Source organism: Herbaspirillum chlorophenolicum (assembly GCF_001189955.1).
GTDB lineage: Bacteria > Pseudomonadota > Gammaproteobacteria > Burkholderiales > Burkholderiaceae_D > Herbaspirillum > Herbaspirillum chlorophenolicum.
Map to the genome: position 1 here is coordinate 1 of NZ_LFLT01000033.1, position 20846 is coordinate 20846.

Genomic DNA, 20846 nt, shown 5'->3' on the forward strand with positions numbered 1-20846 from the left:
GGGGCCTGGAAAAGTACCTAATACGCTCTTGCCAGAGCCGTACGGGGTTATCAGGCCGTTCCCGGCCTTCGGAACCTGTTTCGGGAAGAGGCGCGTGTCTGCATTTCGCCTCTTGCCTGGACGGTTCCCATACTTACGGAGAAGAAGCATCATGAAACATCGCATGGAGCGCGATACCTTTGGCTTGATCGAAGTCCCGGACGACAGGCTGTGGGGCGCACAGACCGAACGTTCGCTGCACCACTTCCACATTTCCACCGAACGCATGCCGGCGGAGCTGATCGTGGCGCTGGCGGCAGTCAAGCGCGCCTGTGCCAGCGTCAACCGCGACCTGGGCAAGCTCAATGGCAAGAAGGCGGACGCCATCATCGCCGCTGCCGATGAAGTCATTGCCGGCAAGCATCCGCTGGAATTCCCGCTGTCGGTCTGGCAGACCGGTTCCGGCACCCAGAGCAACATGAACATGAACGAAGTGCTGGCCAACCGCGCTTCCGAAATCCTGGGCGGCGTGCGCGGCGAAGAGCGCCTGATCCACCCCAACGACGATGTCAACCGCAGCCAGTCCTCCAACGACATTTTCCCGACTGCGATGCACGTCGCCGCCTGCATGGCCATGGCGGCGCACCTGATTCCCTCGCTGCACAAGCTGCGTGCCACTCTGGAAGAAAAATCCGTCAAATTCGCCGATGTGGTCAAGATCGGCCGCACCCACTTGCAGGATGCCACCCCGCTGACGCTGGGACAGGAATTCTCCGGTTATGTCGCCCAGTTGGAGCATGCCGAAGCGGCCATCATCGCCACACTCAACGGCGTGTCCGAGCTGGCTGCCGGGGGCACCGCGGTGGGTACCGGCCTGAACGCCCATCCCGAATTCGGCGAGCGCGTGGCAGCGGAACTGGCCAAGCACTTTGGCTTCCCGTTCAAGACCGCACCCAACAAGTTCGCGGCGCTGGCCGGGCATGATGCGTTGGTGGCATCCCACGGCGGCCTGAAAACACTGGCGGCGTCGTTGATGAAGATCGCCAACGACGTACGCTGGCTGGCTTCCGGTCCGCGTTCGGGCCTGGGTGAAATCACTATCCCGGAAAACGAACCAGGCAGCTCCATCATGCCGGGCAAGGTCAACCCGACCCAGTGCGAAGCGCTGACCATGCTATGCGCCCAGGTGTTCGGCAACGATGTCGCGCTCAATATCGGCGGCGCATCCGGCAACTTCGAGCTCAACGTCTTCAAGCCGGTGATCATCCATAACTTCCTGCAAAGCGTACGTCTCCTGGCCGACGGCATGGCCAGCTTCGAGGAGCACTGCGCGCGCGGCATCGAAGCCAACCGCGAACGCATTGCCGACCTGATGGAGCGTTCCCTGATGCTGGTGACAGCGCTGGCGCCGCACATCGGCTACGACAAGGCTGCGAAGATCGCCAAGCAGGCCCACCACGACGGCACTACCCTCAAGGAAGCCGCTTTGGCGCTGGGCTATGTGACCGAGCAGCAATTCGCCGAGTGGATCAAGCCGGAAGAGATGACCCGTCCGGGCTGATCTTCCAGCCCGACAGGCAGGGTATGAGCGGGGCATGGACGGCGGCGTCCATGCCCCGCTTCCTTTTTAGAACCCGTATGCGTCCAAGCGTTGCCATCCTGTTCTCCATCCTTGCATCGACCATCCCCAGACCCTGATTGCAAAGGCTTCGCAGCCTTATGTATAGCAATATTGATTTGGGTTACGAATTGAAACAACTCAGGATTTCCGGCGGAGCGCGGCGTATATTGTTTTCATGCGCTCAATGCGCTTGCAGGCAGGCCCGGCGCGGGATCGCCGGGGTTTGGGAAATGCTGCATGCAGGCAAAACAGGGCAAGACCGGCGCGCACGGTGCGCGGGAAAACCGTAAAGCAGAATCGAAGTGGAAGCATCAAGCGCCGCAAGGCGCGACAGGAGACCGGCCGCAAGGGCGACCGGATGTGGGTAGTTCCCAGAGGCGAAAAATGAAAAAGTTAGCGGCAATCGGAATTTGTGGCGTGCTTGCCGTGGCCGGCCTGATGGCTAGCGCGGCGACCTATGCGCATCCCCGTTTTTATGGCGGCGTGGTGATCGGAGGTCCGATATGGGTGCCTCCCCCGGTTTACTATCCTCCGCCGGTCTACATCGAGCGCGCGCCGCCACCGGTCTATATCGAGCAGCCGCGCCAGGATTTCTGGTACTACTGCCCGGAGTCGAAGGCTTACTACCCTTACGTCCAGAGCTGCCCCAGCAACTGGATGAGGGTGGTGCCCAACACGCCTGGTACCTCGGGAGGGCCGCCGTAATAACCGCGCCGCGTATCCAGGCTGAAGATTGCAGCACCACGCCGCCGGTGGCGGCATAGGAAATATCGAGGACATATCGTGAAACCCATCTACAAGACAGCCACAGCGGTCACCGCGATCGGCGCCTTGCTGGCGCTCGGCGGTTGCGTCAGCGTACCGACCGGTCCTTCGGTCATGGCCATGCCCGGCAAGGACAAGAGCTATGAACAGTTCCGTGCTGACCAGATGCAGTGCCAGCAATACGCGCAGGAAGCCATTGGCGGCCAGGCGCAGCAGACCCAGAACAATGCGGTCAACAGCGCGGCCGTGGGCACTGCGATCGGCGCCGTGGCCGGTGCGTTGGTGGGCGCGGCGTCGGGCAATGCCGGCGCCGGTGCTGCCATCGGTGCCGGCGGCGGCCTCCTGGTCGGCAGCGCCGCGGGCAGCAATGCGGCCGCTGGCGGCAACTATTCGATGCAGCAGCGCTACGACATGACCTACACCCAGTGCATGTACAGCAAGGGCAACCAGGTCGAGACCCAGCGCCAGGCTACCGTCTACACTTATCATCCGCGCCGCTACTATTACGCGCCGCCACCGCCTCCGGGATATTACGCTCCTGCGCCGACGTACTACGGGCCGCCGCCGGGCGCATATTGAGCCACCCAGGCTGTTCGAGAAACCGCATCCCCGGATGCGGTTTTTTGTTGCCGGGCATCAGGAATGGGCGTTTTTTCGGCATGGGCGGCCGGTGCGGCGCAACATGGCGCGCCGGCAATGCTATACTCGCTGCCATGTTTTTCCGAATCCAACTTGCGAAAATCCAGCATTGGTGGCGCGCCTGACCGAGGCGGCCCGTTTTCACACAGTTTGACAATGTGATGCCGCCGGTTCCGGCGGCATTGTGTTTACGCTTCGGGACCGGCGGCATTCCAGATAATCGATTTGATCAGGAATGTCCATGTCTTCGAACGCATCCGTATCCAGCACCCCAGCCGTACGTCCCATCGTCCTCACCGGCGATCGCCCCACCGGCCCGCTGCACCTTGGCCACTACATCGGTTCGCTCAAGTCGCGCGTGGCGCTGCAGGAGACTGCCCAGCAATTCCTGCTGCTGGCCGATACGCAGGCCATGACCGACAACGTCGGCCGCCACCAGAAGGTCACCGACAATGTGCTGGAAGTGGCGCTGGATTACCTGGCCGTGGGCATCGATCCGGAAAAATCGACCATCTTCATCCAGTCGCAGGTGCGCGAACTGTATGAGCTGTCGATGGTGCTGCTGAACCTGGTGACGGTGTCGCGCCTGGAGCGCAATCCCACCATCAAGGAAGAGATCCGCCTGCGCGGCTTCGAGCGCGACATTCCGGCCGGTTTCCTGACCTATCCGGTCAGCCAGGCGGCCGACATCACTGCCTTCAAGGGCCAACTGGTGCCGGTGGGCGGCGACCAGTTGCCCATGATCGAGCAGACCAACGAGCTGGTGCGCAAATTCAACGCCACCGTCGAGCGCGAAGTGCTGGTCGAGTGCAAGGAAGTGTTGTCCGAAACGGCGCGCCTGCCGGGCATCGACGGCAAGGCCAAGATGAGCAAATCGCTGGGCAACGCCATCGCGCTGGGCGCCACGCCCGCTGAAATCAAGCAGGCCGTGCACCGCATGTACACCGACCCCAACCACCTGCGCGTGGACGATCCGGGCCAGGTCGAGGGCAACGTGGTGTTCACCTTCCTGGATGCTTTCGATCCCGACCGTGCCGCAGTGGAAGAACTGAAGGCGCACTACACCCGCGGCGGCCTGGGCGACAGCGTGGTCAAGCGCCGACTGGAAAGCATCCTGCAAGAAATGCTGGAGCCGATCCGCACCCGCCGCGAACATTACGCCAAGGACCGCGGCGAAGTGCTGGCCATGCTGAAGCGCGGGACCGAGCGCGCCAGCGCGGTGGCGGCGCAGACCATGTCGGAAGTCAATGCCGCGCTGGGTCTGAACTACTTCGGCTGATGCGCCGCGAATAGCGCTGGGCCGGGACGACAAGTCACTGAAAAATCAAGCCCCGTCGCCCCTGCGAAAGCAGGGGCCCAGCGCCGTACAGTGTACAAACCGCTTAACCCGCGCGCGCCTTCCCCGCCTGCATCACAGGCAACACCAGCAACACTTCCAATCCACCTTCCGGCAAATTGCGCAGCGTCACCTGCCCATGGTGGTTCTCGGCGATATTGAGCGCAATCGTCAGTCCCAGGCCGGTGCCGCCGGTGTCGCGCGAGCGCGAAACCTCCAGACGGTAAAAGGGATCGAACACCGATTCCAGTTCCGCCTCCGGAATGCCGGGACCCTGGTCTCGAATGCGGATCGCCACACGCTGCTGCTCCAATGCAATGCTGACGCGCGCCAGTTGGCCGTATTTGCAGGCATTGTCGAGCAGGTTGGTCAGGCAGCGGCGCAGGGCGCCCGGCTGGGCCATGACGAAGGCGCGGGTGCTGCCTTGCAGCGTCACGTCCTGCCCGGCATCGGCGGCGTCGGCGCAAACGCTGTCGAGCAGCGAGTCGATATCCAGCGCCTGTATCTTTTCCGACGAGTCCATGCTGCGCGCCAGGTCCAGTCCTTCGCGCACCATGCCGTGCATGACGGCAAGATCGTCGATCAGCCGTTGCTGCAGTTCCTTGTCGGTCACCTTTTCCAGCCGCAGGCGCAAGCGCGTCAGCGGCGTTTGCAAGTCATGCGTGATGGCGGCCAGCATATGGGTGCGGTGCTGGATCTGGCGCCGGATGCGCGCCTGCATCGCATTGAAGGCATGCGCTGCCTGGCGGATCTCGGTAGGGCCGGTTTCCGGCAGCGGCGGATGGTCGATGTCGCGCCCCAGTTCGGCCGCCGCCTGCGCCAGCTTGCGGATCGGGCGGGTCGCCATGCTCGCCACCAGGTAGGCCAGGAGGGCGATCAGGATCAGGAACAGCGCGATGTACTGCAGTCCATACGGGCCACCCTGGCCGCCGCGGCCGCGCATGATCGGCGGTTCGCCCGGCTGGTGCAGGCGCAGGCGCATCAGCGACTGGTCGTGCAGGCTGACGTAGACCACGCGGCAGGTTTCCCGGCGCGGCGCTTCGGCCCGGCCATCTTCGCGGCGCGGCGAGGCGCATTCGGTCTCGCGCTGCACGGCAATCTTGCGCTCGCTGCCCAGCCGCGTTTGCAGGATGTCGATCAGGGGGCTGGTGCTGGCATTGACGCCGACGGCGTCATTCATGTCGTCCACCATTTTCGCTTCGAAACCGAAATTGGCGGCAGCTTGCAGCACGATGGGGCGCTGGTTGGCCGGAATGTTATCGACCGCCTGCACGATCTGCTCGATGCGTTCGGCCAGGTGCTGGAAGCGCAGTTCGCGCAGCGAGCTCTTGCGTTCGTTGGACGCCAGCCAGGTGGTGGCGACGATGGCCACCACGATACCGGCCAGCAGCAGTACAAAGATGCGGTTGCCGATGGAGCCTGCAAAATCCTTCATGACGCGCGGCCCGCGCTTTCCGCCGTCACGGTCGTAGCCAGCACGTAGCCTTCGTTGCGCACGGTCTTGATGATCACCGGCGTGCGGGCATCGTCGCCCAGCTTCTGGCGCAGGCGGCTGATCTGGATATCCACCGAACGGTCGAACGGGTCGGACTCGCGGCCCTGGGTCAGCTCCAGCAACTGGTCGCGGTTGAGCACGCGGTTGGGATGGTCCAGGAATACCTTCAGCAGGCGGAACTCGGCGCCCGACAGCGCCACTACGACACCATCCCGGTTCACCAGATGGCGTGCGGTCAGGTCCAGCGTCCAGTTGGCAAAGCGCATGGCCGCCGCATCCGGCTGCGCCATGTTGGGCGGCAGCGCCTGCGTGCGGCGCAGGACGCTGCGTATGCGCGCAAACAGCTCGCGCGGCTCGAAGGGTTTGGCCAGGTAGTCGTCGGCGCCCATCTCCAGACCCAGGATGCGGTCCAGCGGTTCGCCGCGCGCGGTCAGCATGATCACCGGGACGTTCGACGTGGCGCGCAGGTTGCGGCACAGGGTCAGCCCGTCTTCGCCGGGCAGTGTCAGGTCGAGCACGATCAGGTCAACCCGGGACTCCTCCAGCGTCTTGCGCATTTCGGCGCCATTGGTGGCGGTCAGTGTGCGCAGGCCGTTGCTGTCCAGGTATTCGGCCAGCAGGGTGCGGATGTCGCGGTCATCGTCGACGATGAGGATGTGAGTATTTGTATCCATGAATCGCATTATGCCGAAGTTGTTAAGCCCGAACAGGCTGATTTGTATCGCCTCTTAACAAGGGTTGGCGCCGACATAAAACGATACTTCACAGGCCTCCCCATATACAAAACGATACAAATGGCGGCACAAGGGAAAAATTGGCGATACACGCGGCCGGTTTAATGGGAACCGTGCAAAGACAGCACGACATCACAAAGGAGTAAATCATGTCGAATTTCAAGACCCGCATCCTGGCCGGCATCGCCGCAGTGAGCATCAGCGCAGTGACCGTGGCGGCATTCGCCCAGGTCCCGCCGCCGGGAGGCCCGCACGGCCGAGCTCCCAGCGCCGAGCAAATCGCCAAGTTCGAGCAGATGCGCGCCAAGCGCCAGGCCGAGCTGCACGACAAGCTGAAGATTACCGCTTCCCAGGAAGCGTCCTGGAAACTGTTCCTGGACAAGACCAAGCCGGCCCCATTCGATCCGGCCGCACGTCCGAGCAAGGAAGAGTTCGCCAAGCTGACCACGCCTGAACGCCTGGACAAGCGACTGGAGTTCATGCGCAAGCGTGAAGCCTTCGCCGAACAACGCGTTGCAGCCACCAAGGAGTTCTACGCCACCTTGGCGCCGGAACAGCAAAAAACCTTCGACGCCGAGTTCGCCAAGATGGAACGCCATCGTTTTGAACGCATGCGCCATGACCACAAGGACTCGTCGCATCGCGGCAAGCCGGCGCCTGACGCAACTGCACCGGCCGCCAAGTGAGGCAGGTCGTGCAGTGCTGCAGGGCAGCCTGAAGCCAGGTAGCCGCGCCCGGGATGTTCGCCGGGCCGGTTATCCCAGCAAAAGCCTTGCGGTTGGCGCCGCAAGGCTTTTGCATGTCAGCTTCCAGCCAAGCATTTAACGGGTATTTTGACGTCTGTTGCCGTGGCGCGCCGGCCGTTTGCTGGGTACACTGCGAGCCACCCGCAACGACTGTGCATGGCAGCGGGTGATATGCTAGCGCATTGTCTTTAGTGCAATATTTTGTCCGGTTCGTGGCGGCGCATATGCCGCAGCGGAGTACACCGGATGAGGGCCAGGCCGGGCGTGGCCAGGCCCTCATCCCGTGTCCTTTGCGACTGGGGCGCATTTCATCAACAGGTGTGCAATGCGTTCCACGCCGGAGTGCCTGGACGGGTGCTCCGGTCGGGACTTTCCTCCGCGATCAGTAGGTTGGTTTTCATCACATGACAAACACAGCAAATTCCGGGCAGCAATCTCCTTCCAACCCGACCCCGCCGCAAGGCAGCCGGCCACCAACCCGAGGCAGCATCCTGCGGCGCTGGTGGTTCTGGATCATCGTGTTGGCGATCGTCGCCGGCGGAGGCTACAAGTACTGGGTCAAGAAGAAGGCCGATGCGGCGCAAATGGCTGCCATGGGGATGAGCCCCAGCGCACGTCCGGGGCCGGGCGGGCCGCGTAATGGCGGCGGCGTTGGCGCCAACCAGACCATGCCGGTGGGCGTGGCCAAGGCGAAGGTGCAGAACGTCGATATCTATCTCAATGGCCTGGGTTCGGTGACGCCGACCGCCACGGCAACCGTGCGCGCCCGCGTGGATGGCCAACTGCTCAAGCTGCATTACAAGGAAGGGCAACTGGTCAAGGCCGGCGACATGCTGGCCGACATCGACCCGCGTACTTTCCAGGTGGCGGTGACCCAGGCCGAAGGCCAGCTTGCGCGCGACCGCGCCTTGCTCAATTCCGCCCGGCTGGATTTGAAGCGCTACCAGACCCTGCTGGCGCAGGACTCCATCGCCAGCCAGCAGGTCGACACGCAAGCCTCGCTGGTCAAGCAATATGAAGGCACGGTCAAGACCGACGAAGGTGCGCTGGCCAGCGCCAAGCTGCAATTGTCGTTCACACGCGTGACGGCGCCTATCAGCGGCCGCCTCGGCTTGAAGCAGGCCGACATCGGCAATAACATCACCACTAGCGATACCAACGGCCTGGTGATCATCACCCAGCTGCAGCCGATTACCGCCATCTTCAGCATTCCGGAAGACAATATCCCCAGCGTGCTGCGCCAATTGCAAAGCGGCCGCAAGCTGCCCACCGAAGCCTGGGACCGTGAGCAGAAGAAAAAGCTCGCCGACGGCGTGCTGTTGACCATCGATAACCTGGTCGACGCCACCACCGGTACGGTCAAGCTGAAGGCGCAGTTCCCCAATACCGACTACGCGCTGTTCCCCAGCCAGTTCGTCAATATCCGGTTGCTGCTCAGCACGGAAGACGGCGCCACCGTGATCCCCAGCGCGGCGATCCAGCGCGGCTCCAAGGGCATGTTCGTCTACGTGGTCAAGGACGACAACACCGTCACCGTGCGCCAGATCAAGACCGGTGCGGTACAGGGCGACGTGACGGCGATCACCGATGGCGTGGTGGCCGGCGAGACCGTGGTGATCGACGGCATCGACCGCCTGCGCGAAGGCGCCAAGGTGGAAGCCGTGATGCGCGGCAGCGCGGACGACCCGACCAACAAGCTGACTACCGAAAACCCGAACGCGCGCCGCCATGGCAAGCGTAACCAGGGCCAGAACGCCCAGCCGGGGCAAGCTGCGCCGGCAGGCCAGCCGAATGCCCAGCCATCCGGCAACGCGGCTGCCGGCCAGCAGGGCGGGCAAGGCGAGATGTCGGCAGAAGAGCGCCAGAAACGCTGGGCCGAGATCAACAAGCGCATCGACGCCGGTGAGTTCGGCGAAGAGATCAAGAAACTGCCCGAAGACCAGCGTCGCCAGAAAATGATGGAGTTGCGCCGCCAGCGCGAAGCCGCCGGCGGTAATGGCAGCAATGGCAGCAGCGGCAGCAATGCAGGCAATGGCAATAACGGCAGCAAATAAGGCGTTCGCATGAATCCATCCCGCCAGTTCATCCTGCGGCCGGTCGCCACATCCTTGTTGATGCTGGCGATCCTGCTGGTGGGCATCGTCGCCTACCGGCAATTGCCGCTGTCGGCCTTGCCTGAAGTCGATTACCCGACCATCCAGGTCACCACGCTCTATCCCGGCGCCAGCCCGGACGTGATGACGTCATCGGTCACCGCGCCGCTGGAGCGCCAGTTCGGCCAGATGCCCGGCTTGAAGCAGATGTCGTCCACCAGTTCGGGCGGCGCTTCGGTCATCACGCTGCAGTTCAACCTCGACCTCAACCTCGACATCGCCGAGCAGGAAGTGCAGGCGGCGATCAATGCCGGCAGCAACCTGTTGCCGTCCGACCTGCCGATGCCGCCGGTCTACAGCAAGGTCAATCCGGCCGACACGCCGATCCTGACATTGGCGGTCACCTCCAAGACCATGCCGTTGCCCAAGGTGCAGGACCTGATCGACACCCGCCTGGCGCAAAAGATTTCGCAGCTCTCCGGGGTCGGCCTGGTTACCCTCTCGGGCGGCCAGCGCCCGGCGGTGCGCATGCAGTTGAACCCGCGCGCTGTTGCCGCACTGGGACTGAACCTGGATGACATCCGCACCGCCATCGGCAATGCCAACGTCAACCAGGCCAAGGGCAGCTTCGACGGTCCCACGCGCGCTTCCACCATCGACGCCAACGACCAGCTGCGTTCGGCCGACGAGTATCGCAACCTGATCATCGCCTACAAGAACGGTGCGCCGATCCGTGTTTCGGACATCGCCGACGTGATCGATGGCGCCGAGAACGTGCGCCTGGGCGCCTGGGCCAACGCACAGCCGGCGGTGATCGTCAACATCCAGCGCCAGCCCGGCGCCAACGTGATCGCGGTGGTCGACAGCATCAAGAATATCCTGCCGCAGCTCGAAGCCAACCTGCCCGGTTCGATCGACGTGCAGATCCTGACCGACCGCACCACCACCATCCGCGCTTCGGTGTCGGACGTGAAGTTCGAGCTGCTGCTGTCGGTCATGCTGGTGGTGATGGTGATTTTCGTCTTCCTGCGCAATGTGCCGGCCACCATCATCCCCAGCGTGGCGGTGCCGCTGTCGCTGGTGGGCACCTTTGCGGTGATGTACATCGTCGGCTTCTCGATCAACAACCTGACGCTGATGGCGCTCACGATTGCCACCGGCTTCGTGGTCGATGACGCCATCGTGATGATCGAGAACATCTCGCGCTACATCGAAGAGGGCATGAAGCCCATGCAGGCGGCCCTGAAGGGCGCCGAGCAGATCGGCTTCACCATCATCTCCCTGACCTTCTCGCTGATCGCGGTGCTGATCCCGCTGCTGTTCATGGGCGACGTGGTGGGGCGGCTGTTCCACGAATTCGCCGTTACGCTGGCGGTGTCGATCCTGATCTCGGCGGTGGTCTCGCTCACGCTCACGCCCATGATGTGCGCGCGCCTGTTGCGCCACGTGCCGGAACAGGAGCAGGGCTGGTTCTACCACAAGAGCCAGCTGTTCTTCGACCGCGTGATCGCGCGCTACGGCGTGATGCTGGAATGGGTGCTGAACCGCCAGCGCCTGACGCTGCTGGTCGCCGTCGGCACGCTGGCGCTGACGGTCCTGCTGTATGTGTTCATCCCCAAGGGCTTTTTCCCGCTGCAGGATACCGGGGTGATCCAGGGCATTTCCGAAGCCTCGCAATCGGTGTCTTTCGGTGCCATGGGCGAGAAGCAGCAAGCCCTGGCCAAGGTCGTGCTGGAAGACCCGGCGGTGGATAGCCTGTCGTCCTTCATCGGCGTGGATGGCACCAATGCCACCTTGAACAGCGGCCGCATGCTGATCAACCTGAAGCCGCACGAGGAGCGCGACGTTTCCGCCGCCGATGTGATCCGCCGCCTGCAGCCCACGCTGGCCAAGCAGGTGCCGGGAGTGACGCTCTACATGCAGCCGGTGCAGGACCTGACCATTGAAGACAGCGTATCGCGCACGCAATACCAGTTCACGCTGGAAGACGCCGATCCCGATGAACTCAGCACCTGGGTACCCAAACTGATCGAGCGGCTGCAAAAGGTGCCCGAACTGGCCGATGTCGCCACCAACCTGCAGGACAAGGGCTTGCAAGCCTACGTCGAGATCGACCGCGATGCGGCGTCGCGCCTGGGCATCACTACCGCCGCCATCGACAACGCCCTGTACAACGCTTTCGGCCAGCGCCTCATTTCCACGATCTACACGCAATCGAACCAGTATCGCGTGGTGATGGAGGTCAAGCCTGAATTCCAGCTCGGCCCGTCGGCGCTGGACAGCATTTATCTCGTGACGTCGGCCGGTAACCAGGTGCCGCTGTCCTCGATCGCCACCGTCACCGAGCAAACCGCGCCGCTGGTGGTCAACCATATCGGCCAGTTCCCGGCCGCGACCATCTCGTTCAACCTGGCGCAGGGCGCCGCGCTGGGCGATGCAGTCAAGGCGATCAAGGCGGCCGAGGCTGAAATCGGCATGCCGAGCTCTACCGTGACCAATTTCCAGGGCGCGGCACTGGCTTTCCAGGCTTCGCTGTCCAATACGCTGTGGCTGATCCTGGCGGCGGTGGTGACCATGTATATCGTGCTGGGCGTGCTGTATGAAAGCTACATCCACCCGATCACCATTCTCTCGACGCTGCCGTCGGCCGGTGTGGGCGCGCTGCTGTCGCTGATGATTTCGCGTACCGACCTGGGCATCATCGGCATCATCGGCATCATCCTGCTGATCGGTATCGTCAAGAAGAACGCCATCATGATGATCGACTTCGCGCTGGAAGCCGAGCGGCACGAGGGCAAGAGCCCGCGCGAGGCGATCTACCAGGCTTGCCTGCTGCGTTTCCGCCCGATCCTGATGACTACCATGGCTGCCTTGCTGGGCGCGCTGCCGCTGATGCTGGGCACCGGCGTCGGCTCCGAGCTGCGCCAACCGCTGGGTATCACCATGGTGGGCGGTTTGCTGGTGTCGCAGGTGCTGACCCTGTTCACCACGCCGGTGATCTACCTCGGTTTCGACAGCCTGGCGCGCCGCATGCGCAAGCGTTTCGGCCAGAAGGAGCCCGGCCATGACGACGACCACGACGGCAAGGCGCCATCGCTGCCGCCGGCAGTGTAAATCCGGGACGCCATGAACATCTCGCTTCCTTTCATCCAGCGGCCCATCGCCACGACCTTGCTGACGATAGGCATCGCGCTATCGGGCATGGTGGCGTTCCGCCTGCTGCCGGTGTCGCCGTTGCCGCAGGTGGATTACCCGACCATCTCGATCTCGGCCTCGATGCCCGGCGCCAGCCCGGAAACCATGGCCGCCACCGTGGCCACGCCGCTGGAGCGGGCCATGGGCTCGATCGCGGGCGTGACCGAGATGACCTCCAGCAGCTCGCAGAACTCGACCCGCATCACGCTGCAGTTCGACCTCAACCGCGACATTGACGGCGCCGCGCGCGACGTGCAGGCGGCGCTCAACGCGGCGCGCAACCTGCTGCCTACCGGCATGCCGAGCAATCCGACCTACCGCAAGGTGAACCCGGCCGACGCCCCGATCATGATCCTGGCGATGACCTCGGACACCATGACCCAGGGCCAGATGTACGACGCCGCCGACAGTATCGTGGCGCAGAAGCTGTCGCAGGTACGCGGGGTGGGGCAGGTCAGCGTGGGCGGCAGTTCGCAGCCGGCGGTGCGCATCGAGCTGAACCCGACGGCGCTCAACAAGTACGGCATCGGCAGCGCCGACGTGCGCACGGCGGTGGCCGCCACCAACGCCAATCGGCCCAAGGGCATCCTGGAAGATGGTGAGCGCAACTGGCAGATCTACGCCAACGACCAGGCCAAGACCGCCGCCGAATATGCGCCGCTGATCGTGTCCTACCGCAACGGCACGCCGGTGCGCGTGCGCGATGTGGCCGAGGTGCGCGACTCGGTGGCCGATGTGCGCAACGCCGGCTCTTCCAACGGCAAGCCGTCGGTGCTGGTGATCGTCAACCGCCAGCCCGGCGCCAACATCATCGACACCGTCGACACCGTCAAGGAATTGCTGCCGCAGTTGCAGGCGTCGATCCCCGCCGCCATCGACATGAAGGTGGTGATGGACCGCACGCCGACCATCCGCGCTTCGCTCAAGGAGACCGAATTCACCCTGATCCTGTCGGTAGCGCTGGTGATCATGGTGGTATTCCTGTTCCTGCGCAATGTACGCGCCACGCTGATCCCGGCGGTGGCGGTGCCGGTGTCGCTGATCGGCACCTTCGGCATCATGTACCTGGCCGGTTTCAGCCTGGACAACCTGTCGCTGATGGCGCTGACGATTGCCACCGGTTTCGTGGTGGATGACGCCATTGTGGTGCTGGAAAACATTTCGCGCCATATCGAAGCCGGCATGAAGCCGGTCAAGGCCGCCATGCTGGGGGCGAGGGAAGTCGGTTTCACGGTGCTGTCGATGAGCCTCTCGCTGATCGCCGTGTTCATTCCCATCCTGCTGATGGAAGGCATCGTCGGCCGCCTGTTCCGCGAGTTCGCGATCACGCTGTCGGTCGCCATCCTGGTGTCGCTGGTGGTGTCGCTGACCACCACGCCGATGATGTGCGCGGCGCTGTTGCGCCACGATCCGCGTCTGGACGAAGAAAGGCGCCAGCGCCGCCATCCGCTGCTGCAGAAGATCGTGAGCCAGACCGAGCACATCTTCAACGACATGCTGCTGGGCTATGAGCGTTCCCTGGCCTGGGCCTTGCGCGCGGCGCCCCTGATGATGCTGATTTTGTTGGCGACCGTCGCTCTGAACGTCTATCTCTACAAGGCCATTCCCAAGGGCTTCTTCCCGCAGCAGGACACCGGCCGCCTGGTGGGCGGCATTCGCGGCGACCAGGCGATTTCCTTCCAGGCGATGAAGGTCAAGTTGAACGAGTTCATCGAGATCGTCAAGGCAGACCCGGCCGTGGCCGACGTGGTGGCCTTCACCGGCGGCCAGCGGCGTAACGGCGGCAGCATGTTCGTGACCTTGAAGCCGCTGTCCGAGCGCAAGATATCGGCCGACCGCGTGATCGGGCGGCTGCGCATGAAGCTGGCCCACGTGGCCGGCGCCAGCCTGTTCCTGGTGCCGGTGCAGGATATCCGCGTCGGGGCGCGCCAGAGCGATTCGCAGTACGAATACACCCTGAAGTCCGACGACCTCAACCTGCTGCGCGTCTGGGAGCCCAAGATCCGCCTGGCCTTTTCCAACCTGAAGGAGCTGGAGGACGTCAGCACCGACCAGCAGGACAAGGGGCTGCAGACCTCGCTGACCATCGACCGCGAGACGGCCATGCGCGCCGGCGTGACGCCGCAGCTGATCGACTCGACGCTGTCGGACCTGTTCGGTCAGCGCCAGATCTCGACCATCTACAGCGGCATGAACCAATACCATGTGGTGATGGAGGCGGCGCCGCAATACTGGCAAAGCCCGGAGATCCTGCGCGATACCTATGTCAGCCTGGCCGGTTCAAGCAACCTGTCGCCGACCACTTCGACGCTGTCGACGCCGCCGGCGCTGTCGGCCGCGGGCAAACTCAACGCCAACACCGGCCTGGCGCAGACTATCTCGACTGCGGCGTCCACCCAGATCCCGCTGGCGGCTTTCGCCAGCTTCGCGCCGACCAACACGGCGCTGGCGGTGAACCACGAGGGGCAGTTCGTCGCCTCCACGCTGTCGTTCAACCTGGCCGAGGGCGTTTCGCTGTCGCAGGCCACCGAAGCCATCGAGCGCGCAATGGCTACGCTGGGGGTGCCGACCGATGTGCATGGTTCCTTCTCCGGCACCGCCAATGCCTTCCAGTCCTCGATGTCGAGCCAGCCTTTCCTGATCCTGACGGCATTGCTGGCGGTGTACATCGTGCTGGGCATCCTGTATGAAAGCCTGATCCACCCGATCACCATCCTCTCCACCTTGCCGTCGGCCGGCGTGGGCGCCTTGCTGGCGCTGATGTTGACGGGCACCGATTTCAGCCTGATCGCGCTGATCGGCGTGATCCTGCTGATCGGTATCGTCAAGAAGAACGCGATCATGATGATCGACTTCGCGCTGGATGCCGAACGCAACCGCGGCATGTCCGCGCGCGACGCCATCTTCGAGGCCTGCAAGCTGCGTTTCCGCCCGATCATGATGACCACCATGGCCGCGCTCCTGGGGGCGATCCCGCTGGCGATCGGCCATGGCGACGGCGCCGAGCTGCGCCAGCCGCTGGGCATTTCGATTGTCGGCGGCCTGGTGGTGAGCCAGTTGCTCACGCTCTACACCACGCCGGTGGTCTACCTGTACATGGAACGCCTGCGCGCCTGGGGTGAGCGCCGCTTCGGCCGCAATAAAAAACAGACCGAAACCTCGGCGGCATGAACGCTGCCGCCATGGAGAAAAGCATGAAACCGCAACAACGCAACGCCGCCCGTCAACTGCCTCCGGCTGTCAAGCCGCTGCTGCTGGCGCTGGTCGCTACCTTCGCACTGGCAGCCTGCTCGGTCGGGCCCGACTATGTGCGTCCGCAAATGGATGAGGCGCCGGCCGTCTTCAAGGAAGGCCAGAACTGGAAGCCGGCCCAGCCGCGCGAGCTGACGGCCGACGGCAAGTGGTGGGAAATGTTCGGCGATACGCAACTCAATGCGCTGGTGGCGCAGGTTGATATTTCCAACCAGAACCTGGCGCTGGCCGAGGCCAATTTCCGCAGTGCCCTGGCATTGGTGCAGAGTTCGCGTGCCGCTTACTCGCCGACGCTGGATGCTTCCGCATCGGCCACGCGTTCGCGTTCCGGCAGTTCCTCCACGTCCTCCTCTTCGTCCGGCAGCGCCGGTGTGCGTAATTCGTATGCCTTCGCGCTCAACGCTTCATGGGAAGCCGATATCTGGGGCAAGGTGCGGCGCAGCGTCGAGGCCAGCGAGGCCAGCGCCCAGGCCAGCGCGGCCGATCTTGCCGCAGCGCGCCTGTCGGCCCAGGCCGCATTGGCACAGAATTACCTGCAACTGCGCGTGCTGGATGCCGAGCAAAAGCTGTTCGACGATACCGTCGACGCTTACCAGCGTTCCTACCAGCTCACGCTCAACCAGTATGCCGCCGGCGTGGCCGCCAAGTCGGACGTGATCCAGGCCCAGACCCAGTTGAAGTCGGCCCAGGCGCAGGCCCTGGATAACGGCGTGTCGCGCGCGCAGCTTGAGCACGCCATCGCGCTGCTGGTCGGCAAGACGCCGTCCACTTTCTCGTTGCCCAAGGCGCCGCTGACAGCGGCGCCGCCGCCTATCCCGCAGGGCGTGCCGTCGATGCTGCTGGAGCGCCGGCCCGACGTGGCGGCCGCCGAGCGGCGTGTGGCGGCAGCCAATGCCAATATCGGCGTGGCCAAGGCGGCGTATTTCCCCAGCCTGACACTGTCGGCTTCCGGCGGTTACCAAAACTCGAGCTTCGCCGACTGGTTCTCGCTGCCGGGACGCGTATGGTCGCTCGGCCCGCAACTGGCGCAGAACATCTTCGACGGCGGTGCGCGCCGCGCCGCCACCGCCCAGGCCATCGCTTCATATGACGGCACGGTGGCCCAATACAAGCAGACTGTGCTGACCGCCTTCCAGAGCGTCGAAGACAACTTGGCGGCGCTGCGGATTCTGGAGCAGGAGGCGGTGGTGCAGGACGAAGCCGTGCAATCGGCCCGTCAGGCAGTGACGCTGGTCCTCAACCAGTACAGGGCCGGTACCGTCAGCTATGTGAACGTGGTCACCGCGCAGGCCACGGCACTGTCTGCCGAGCGTTCCGCGCTGGATATCCTGAACCGTCGCATGGCAGCCAGCGTATTGCTGGCTACCGCCCTGGGCGGAGGCTGGGATGAGAACAGCCTGGCGGATCTGGCGCCGCTGGCGGAGCAGAGCGAGGCCAAGGCGAAGGGGTTGAAGGACAACGCGGCGTTGCGTTGAGTTCGGCGGGAAATATCCGTCGTCCAAGCGAATGCCGGGGCCCGGTGTCGTTTAGTGGTTTGAGGTGCGCGCTGAACGCCGCTGGGTCCTGATTTTCGTCAGGTCGACGAGGAAGATGGCCATCCCAGTTCAGCGTTAACTGCTCCGCGCAATGCATTGCACACTACGATTTCCGCGGCCCGCATCAATTCCTCGCGGCTGACCGGACGTTCGACGGCATCCCACGCCGGATCGGCCAGCAGCACCGAACGCATTACTCCCGGCAGCACACCCGCCTCCAGCGGCGGCGTCACCCAGCGTCCATCCAGCTTCACAAAGACATTGCTGCGTCCGCCTTCGGTCAGCTCGTCCTTTTCATTGAAGAACAGCATGTCGAAGCCGCCGCACCGTTCGGCTTCTTTCCACGCCGCGTCGTAGCGTGCGCGGCGCGTGCTCTTATGGCGCAGGAAGAAATCGCCGCTATCGGTGGCATCCGCAGCAAGGAAGACTTTCACGCGTTCGCCCAGTGGCGCGAGCGGTGCATGCTGGATGGCGATGCGGTCCTGCGCATCCAGCGCCAGCCGCATGCGGTATGCCCCCGGGCCGTCGAATGCGGTGCAGGTTTTTTCCAGCGCGGCATGGATCGCCGCTTCATCGAAGGCAAAGCCGAAGGCTGCCGCAGAGGTGCGCAGGCGCCGCAGGTGCAAATCCAGGTGCCGGCATCCCTCGCGCGTGGCGTGCATGGTTTCGAACAGGCTGAATTCATGGCCGAGGCCGGTCAAGAAACTGGCCTTCAGCTGGCATTCGGCGTATTCGGATGCGGCATCGCTGTCATGCACGATGCCTGCGCCCACGCCCAGCACGCCGCGGCGCAATCCGCCGGTTGGCGCTTGCAGTTCCAGCGTGCGGATCGGTACCGACAGGCAAAAGTCGCCGACCGCATGCCCACCTGCTCGCGGGGCTTCAAACCAGCCGATGGCGCCGGTATAGAGTCCGCGTGGCGTGCTTTCCAGCTCGTCGATGATTTCCATGGTGTGGCGCTTGGGGGCGCCGGTGATCGAACCGCAGGGATAGAGCGCGGCGATGGCGTTGGCCAGTGTGGCGTCCGCGCGCAGGCGGGCGTGGATGGTCGAAGTCATCTGCAGCACCTGGCCGTAGCGCCGCACGTCGAACAGGTGAGGCACTTGCACCGAGCCGGGTATGGCAATACGGCCAAGGTCGTTGCGCAGGAGGTCGACGATCATCAGGTTTTCGGCACGGTTTTTTTCATCCGTGGCCAGCGCCAGCGCACGGCGCGCGTTGATGGCGTCGGCGTCCGCATCGGCGGTAGGCGCTGCCGGCGCCGTTCCCTTCATCGGTTTGGCCTTGAGCATGCCGCCGGCATGGGCGACGAACAGCTCCGGGGAGAACGACAGCACGGCGCTGCCGTCTTCACAGCACACCAGCGCGCCATAAGGCACCGGCTGGCGTGCGCGCAGCTTGCGGTAGAGCTCCAGCGGGTCGCCATACGCATCGAAATGCAGGCGATAGGTGTAATTGACCTGGTAGGTGTCGCCGGCGGCGATGTAGTCGTGGATACGCGCGATGGCGGCGCTGAATTCCGTTTCGCTGACGCTGGGGGTGACATCGGCGATGCCGGCCGGCGCGGCTTCTTCCTGCCGTGCCAGCCATTGGTCGGCATCGGCGGCGCTGAGGCGGTCGCAGTGGGCGAACAGCATGATTTTGGCGAAGGGGCCGCCGGCATGCCGGTGCGGCAGCCCTTGCATGGCGGCGCCCAGTTCGTAATTCCACAGGGCCAAGGCGTGTTGCCCGTCGGCCAGCGCCTGCTGCATCTCCTCCAGCAGCGCCGGGAAGCCGGCGGCGTCATCGCAGGCCAGCGTGCGCAGATGGCCGGTGTACAGGCGCGAGCGCGGTTCGGCCGGCGTGGCCAGGTGGTCGTCGAGCAGGGCGAAGCAGGCGGTCATGGGCAAAATCGGATAGAGCGGCGGGTCCGCCGCGCATGGAGGCGGCGTCCGGCAGCATCATAGCGTAAAAGGTATACTTGTCGGCTTGCCGGGCAGCTGCTGCCGGGCCTCTTCATGTCAAACTGCTAATATCACCGATGGCCATCCCACGTACCTTTCTTGTTCCCCTGATCGTCGCCTGCGCGCTGTTCATGGAGCAAATGGATTCCACCGTGATCTCCACTTCACTGCCCGCGCTGGCGCTGGACATGGCGGTCGACCCCATCTCGCTGAAACTGGCCCTGACTTCCTACCTGGTGAGCCTGGCGGTGTTCATCCCGATCAGCGGCTGGATGGCGGACCGCTTCGGTTCGCGCACCATTTTCCGTTCGGCGATCTGCGTTTTCATGCTGGGCTCCATCCTGTGCGGCGTGTCGTCCACGTTGCCGCAGTTCGTCGCGGCGCGCTTCTTCCAGGGCATCGGCGGCGCCATGATGGTGCCGGTGGGGCGCCTGGTGATCCTGCGCAGCGTGGAGAAGGTCAACCTGGTCAAGGCCTTGTCCTACCTGACTATTCCCGCGTTGTTCGGGCCGGTGCTGGGGCCGCCGCTGGGCGGCTTCATCACCACCTATTTCCACTGGCGCTGGATTTTCTTCATCAACATTCCCATCAGTATCCTGGGCCTTTACCTGGCTACGCGTTTTATCCCCGATCTCAAGGCCGAGCAGGTGTCGCCGCTGGACTGGCCCGGTTTCGTGCTGTCGGCGCTGGGTTGCTCGCTGCTGATGATGGGGCTGTCCACTGCCGGACGTCATCTGGTTTCGGGCGAAGTCTCGCTTGCCTGCGTGGTGCTGGGCGTACTGTTTTTGGCCGCCTATGTGTGGCATGCGCGCTGTGCCGCCGCGCCGCTGATCGACCTGACATTGCTGAAGATCCCGACCCTGCAGGCGGGGGTATTCGGCGGTTCGCTCTACCGCATCGGCATCGGCGCGATTCCCTTTTTGCTGCCGCTGATGCTGCAGCTCGGCTTCGGCTATACGCCTTTCCACTCGGGGCTGCTGACCTGCGCCACGGCGGCCGGCGCCATGTTCATGAAGACCATCGCGTCGCGTTTCCTGGAGCGCTATGGTTTTCGCACCGTGCTGGTGGTGAACGGCTCGCTGGGCATCCTCAGCCTGTGGGCGATCGCCTTGTTCACCCCGCAGACGCCTTACATCGTGATGATGCTGGTGCTGCTGATAGGCGGTTGCTTCCGCTCGCTGCAATTCACCAGCCTGAACGCGATCTCTTATGCAGACGTCGACAATCCGCGCCTGAGCCAGGCCACCAGCATGGCCAGCGTGGCGCAACAGCTGTCGATCGGCATGGGCGTGGTGCTGGCCGGCTTTGCGCTGCAGGCTTCCAATGAATTGCAGGGCCACGCCACGCTGGTTGCTTCCGACTTCTGGCCGGCCTTCCTCGTGGTCGGCGCCGTGGCGTCGCTGTCGATCCTGATGTTGCGCCGCCTGTCGCCCAATGCCGGCGCGGAGATGTCGGGCCGCGTGAAAACCAAGTCGGCTTGAATAGCAGCACATAACACGCTCTGGAAAGTACG

Annotated in this window: 14 protein-coding genes; 10 read left to right on the forward strand and 4 right to left on the reverse strand. The window is 63.9% G+C overall.

The window, feature by feature from the left end; all coding sequences use genetic code 11:
* Positions 1-151: 151 nt before the first annotated feature.
* From fumC to AKL28_RS17660, 3 genes are all read left to right on the forward strand, one after another.
* On the forward strand, positions 152-1540 hold the full coding sequence (gene fumC / locus AKL28_RS17650) for a class II fumarate hydratase (protein ID WP_050469469.1): 1389 nt from the start codon (positions 152-154) through the stop codon (positions 1538-1540).
* A gap of 444 nt (positions 1541-1984) precedes the next feature.
* Positions 1985-2305 (forward strand): hypothetical protein, encoded by a 321-nt coding sequence (locus AKL28_RS17655; RefSeq protein ID WP_050469470.1) that lies wholly within the window; start codon positions 1985-1987, stop codon positions 2303-2305.
* A 78-nt stretch (positions 2306-2383) separates the two neighbouring features.
* Entirely contained in the window at positions 2384-2944 is a 561-nt protein-coding gene (locus tag AKL28_RS17660; protein WP_050469471.1) for a glycine zipper family protein, read from the forward strand.
* Here AKL28_RS17660 and AKL28_RS24555 read toward each other — a convergent pair.
* The gene (locus tag AKL28_RS24555; RefSeq protein ID WP_156226391.1) at positions 2917-3114 is read right to left on the reverse strand and encodes a hypothetical protein; all 198 of its coding nucleotides are present in this window, start codon (positions 3112-3114) and stop codon (positions 2917-2919) included. The two genes, AKL28_RS17660 and AKL28_RS24555, sit on opposite strands and share 28 nt — an antisense overlap.
* Positions 3115-3245: 131 nt before the next feature.
* Between AKL28_RS24555 and trpS the strand changes: the two genes are divergently transcribed.
* Positions 3246-4283: a tryptophan--tRNA ligase gene (trpS, locus tag AKL28_RS17665; RefSeq protein ID WP_050469472.1), complete on the forward strand. Its 1038-nt coding sequence runs from the start codon at positions 3246-3248 to the stop codon at positions 4281-4283.
* Positions 4284-4386: 103 nt separating this feature from the next.
* Here trpS and AKL28_RS17670 read toward each other — a convergent pair whose 3' ends face one another.
* Together AKL28_RS17670 and AKL28_RS17675 are read right to left on the reverse strand one after the other, a co-directional pair.
* Positions 4387-5775, reverse strand: a complete 1389-nt coding sequence (locus AKL28_RS17670) for an ATP-binding protein (RefSeq protein WP_050469473.1) — start codon at positions 5773-5775, stop codon at positions 4387-4389.
* On the reverse strand, positions 5772-6509 hold the full coding sequence (locus AKL28_RS17675) for a response regulator (protein WP_197091065.1): 738 nt from the start codon (positions 6507-6509) through the stop codon (positions 5772-5774). The genes AKL28_RS17670 and AKL28_RS17675 overlap by 4 nt, the downstream gene beginning before the upstream one ends.
* A gap of 209 nt (positions 6510-6718) precedes the next feature.
* On the opposite strand from AKL28_RS17675, the gene AKL28_RS17680 reads away from it, so the two are divergent.
* The 5 genes from AKL28_RS17680 to AKL28_RS17700 all read left to right on the forward strand — a co-directional run bounded on the left by AKL28_RS17680 (position 6719) and on the right by AKL28_RS17700 (position 17330).
* On the forward strand, positions 6719-7255 hold the full coding sequence (locus tag AKL28_RS17680) for a Spy/CpxP family protein refolding chaperone (RefSeq protein WP_050469475.1): 537 nt from the start codon (positions 6719-6721) through the stop codon (positions 7253-7255).
* A gap of 464 nt (positions 7256-7719) precedes the next feature.
* A complete protein-coding gene (locus AKL28_RS17685) occupies positions 7720-9369 on the forward strand; it encodes an MdtA/MuxA family multidrug efflux RND transporter periplasmic adaptor subunit (RefSeq protein ID WP_050469476.1) in 1650 nt (549 codons plus the stop codon).
* Positions 9370-9378: 9 nt separating this feature from the next.
* Positions 9379-12522, forward strand: a complete 3144-nt coding sequence (locus AKL28_RS17690) for an MdtB/MuxB family multidrug efflux RND transporter permease subunit (RefSeq protein ID WP_050469477.1) — start codon at positions 9379-9381, stop codon at positions 12520-12522.
* A 12-nt stretch (positions 12523-12534) separates the two neighbouring features.
* A complete protein-coding gene (locus tag AKL28_RS17695) occupies positions 12535-15774 on the forward strand; it encodes an efflux RND transporter permease subunit (RefSeq protein ID WP_050469478.1) in 3240 nt (1079 codons plus the stop codon).
* Positions 15775-15797: 23 nt separating this feature from the next.
* Positions 15798-17330, forward strand: coding sequence for an efflux transporter outer membrane subunit (locus AKL28_RS17700; RefSeq protein ID WP_050469498.1), 1533 nt, complete (start codon positions 15798-15800; stop codon positions 17328-17330).
* Between the two features lie 98 nt (positions 17331-17428).
* On the opposite strand, the gene pabB is transcribed toward AKL28_RS17700, so the two are convergent.
* Positions 17429-19273 (reverse strand): aminodeoxychorismate synthase component I, encoded by a 1845-nt coding sequence (pabB, locus tag AKL28_RS17705; RefSeq protein ID WP_050469479.1) that lies wholly within the window; start codon positions 19271-19273, stop codon positions 17429-17431.
* 137 nt (positions 19274-19410) lie between these two features.
* Between pabB and AKL28_RS17710 the strand changes: the two genes are divergently transcribed.
* Complete coding sequence (locus AKL28_RS17710) at positions 19411-20814, forward strand: DHA2 family efflux MFS transporter permease subunit (protein ID WP_050469480.1); 1404 nt, start codon at positions 19411-19413, stop codon at positions 20812-20814.
* Positions 20815-20846 lie beyond the last annotated feature (32 nt).

Coding starts and splice junctions, on each gene's coding strand:
- AKL28_RS24555 (WP_156226391.1), bottom strand. CDS start 3,114: ATGCTGGATTTTCGCAAGTTGGATTCGGAAAAACATGGCAGCGAGTAT.
- AKL28_RS17655 (WP_050469470.1), top strand. CDS start 1,985: ATGAAAAAGTTAGCGGCAATCGGAATTTGTGGCGTGCTTGCCGTGGCC.
- AKL28_RS17680 (WP_050469475.1), top strand. CDS start 6,719: ATGTCGAATTTCAAGACCCGCATCCTGGCCGGCATCGCCGCAGTGAGC.
- AKL28_RS17685 (WP_050469476.1), top strand. CDS start 7,720: ATGACAAACACAGCAAATTCCGGGCAGCAATCTCCTTCCAACCCGACC.
- AKL28_RS17700 (WP_050469498.1), top strand. CDS start 15,798: ATGAAACCGCAACAACGCAACGCCGCCCGTCAACTGCCTCCGGCTGTC.
- AKL28_RS17670 (WP_050469473.1), bottom strand. CDS start 5,775: ATGAAGGATTTTGCAGGCTCCATCGGCAACCGCATCTTTGTACTGCTG.
- AKL28_RS17675 (WP_197091065.1), bottom strand. CDS start 6,509: ATGGATACAAATACTCACATCCTCATCGTCGACGATGACCGCGACATC.
- AKL28_RS17695 (WP_050469478.1), top strand. CDS start 12,535: ATGAACATCTCGCTTCCTTTCATCCAGCGGCCCATCGCCACGACCTTG.
- trpS (WP_050469472.1), top strand. CDS start 3,246: ATGTCTTCGAACGCATCCGTATCCAGCACCCCAGCCGTACGTCCCATC.
- fumC (WP_050469469.1), top strand. CDS start 152: ATGAAACATCGCATGGAGCGCGATACCTTTGGCTTGATCGAAGTCCCG.
- AKL28_RS17690 (WP_050469477.1), top strand. CDS start 9,379: ATGAATCCATCCCGCCAGTTCATCCTGCGGCCGGTCGCCACATCCTTG.
- AKL28_RS17710 (WP_050469480.1), top strand. CDS start 19,411: ATGGCCATCCCACGTACCTTTCTTGTTCCCCTGATCGTCGCCTGCGCG.
- pabB (WP_050469479.1), bottom strand. CDS start 19,273: ATGACCGCCTGCTTCGCCCTGCTCGACGACCACCTGGCCACGCCGGCC.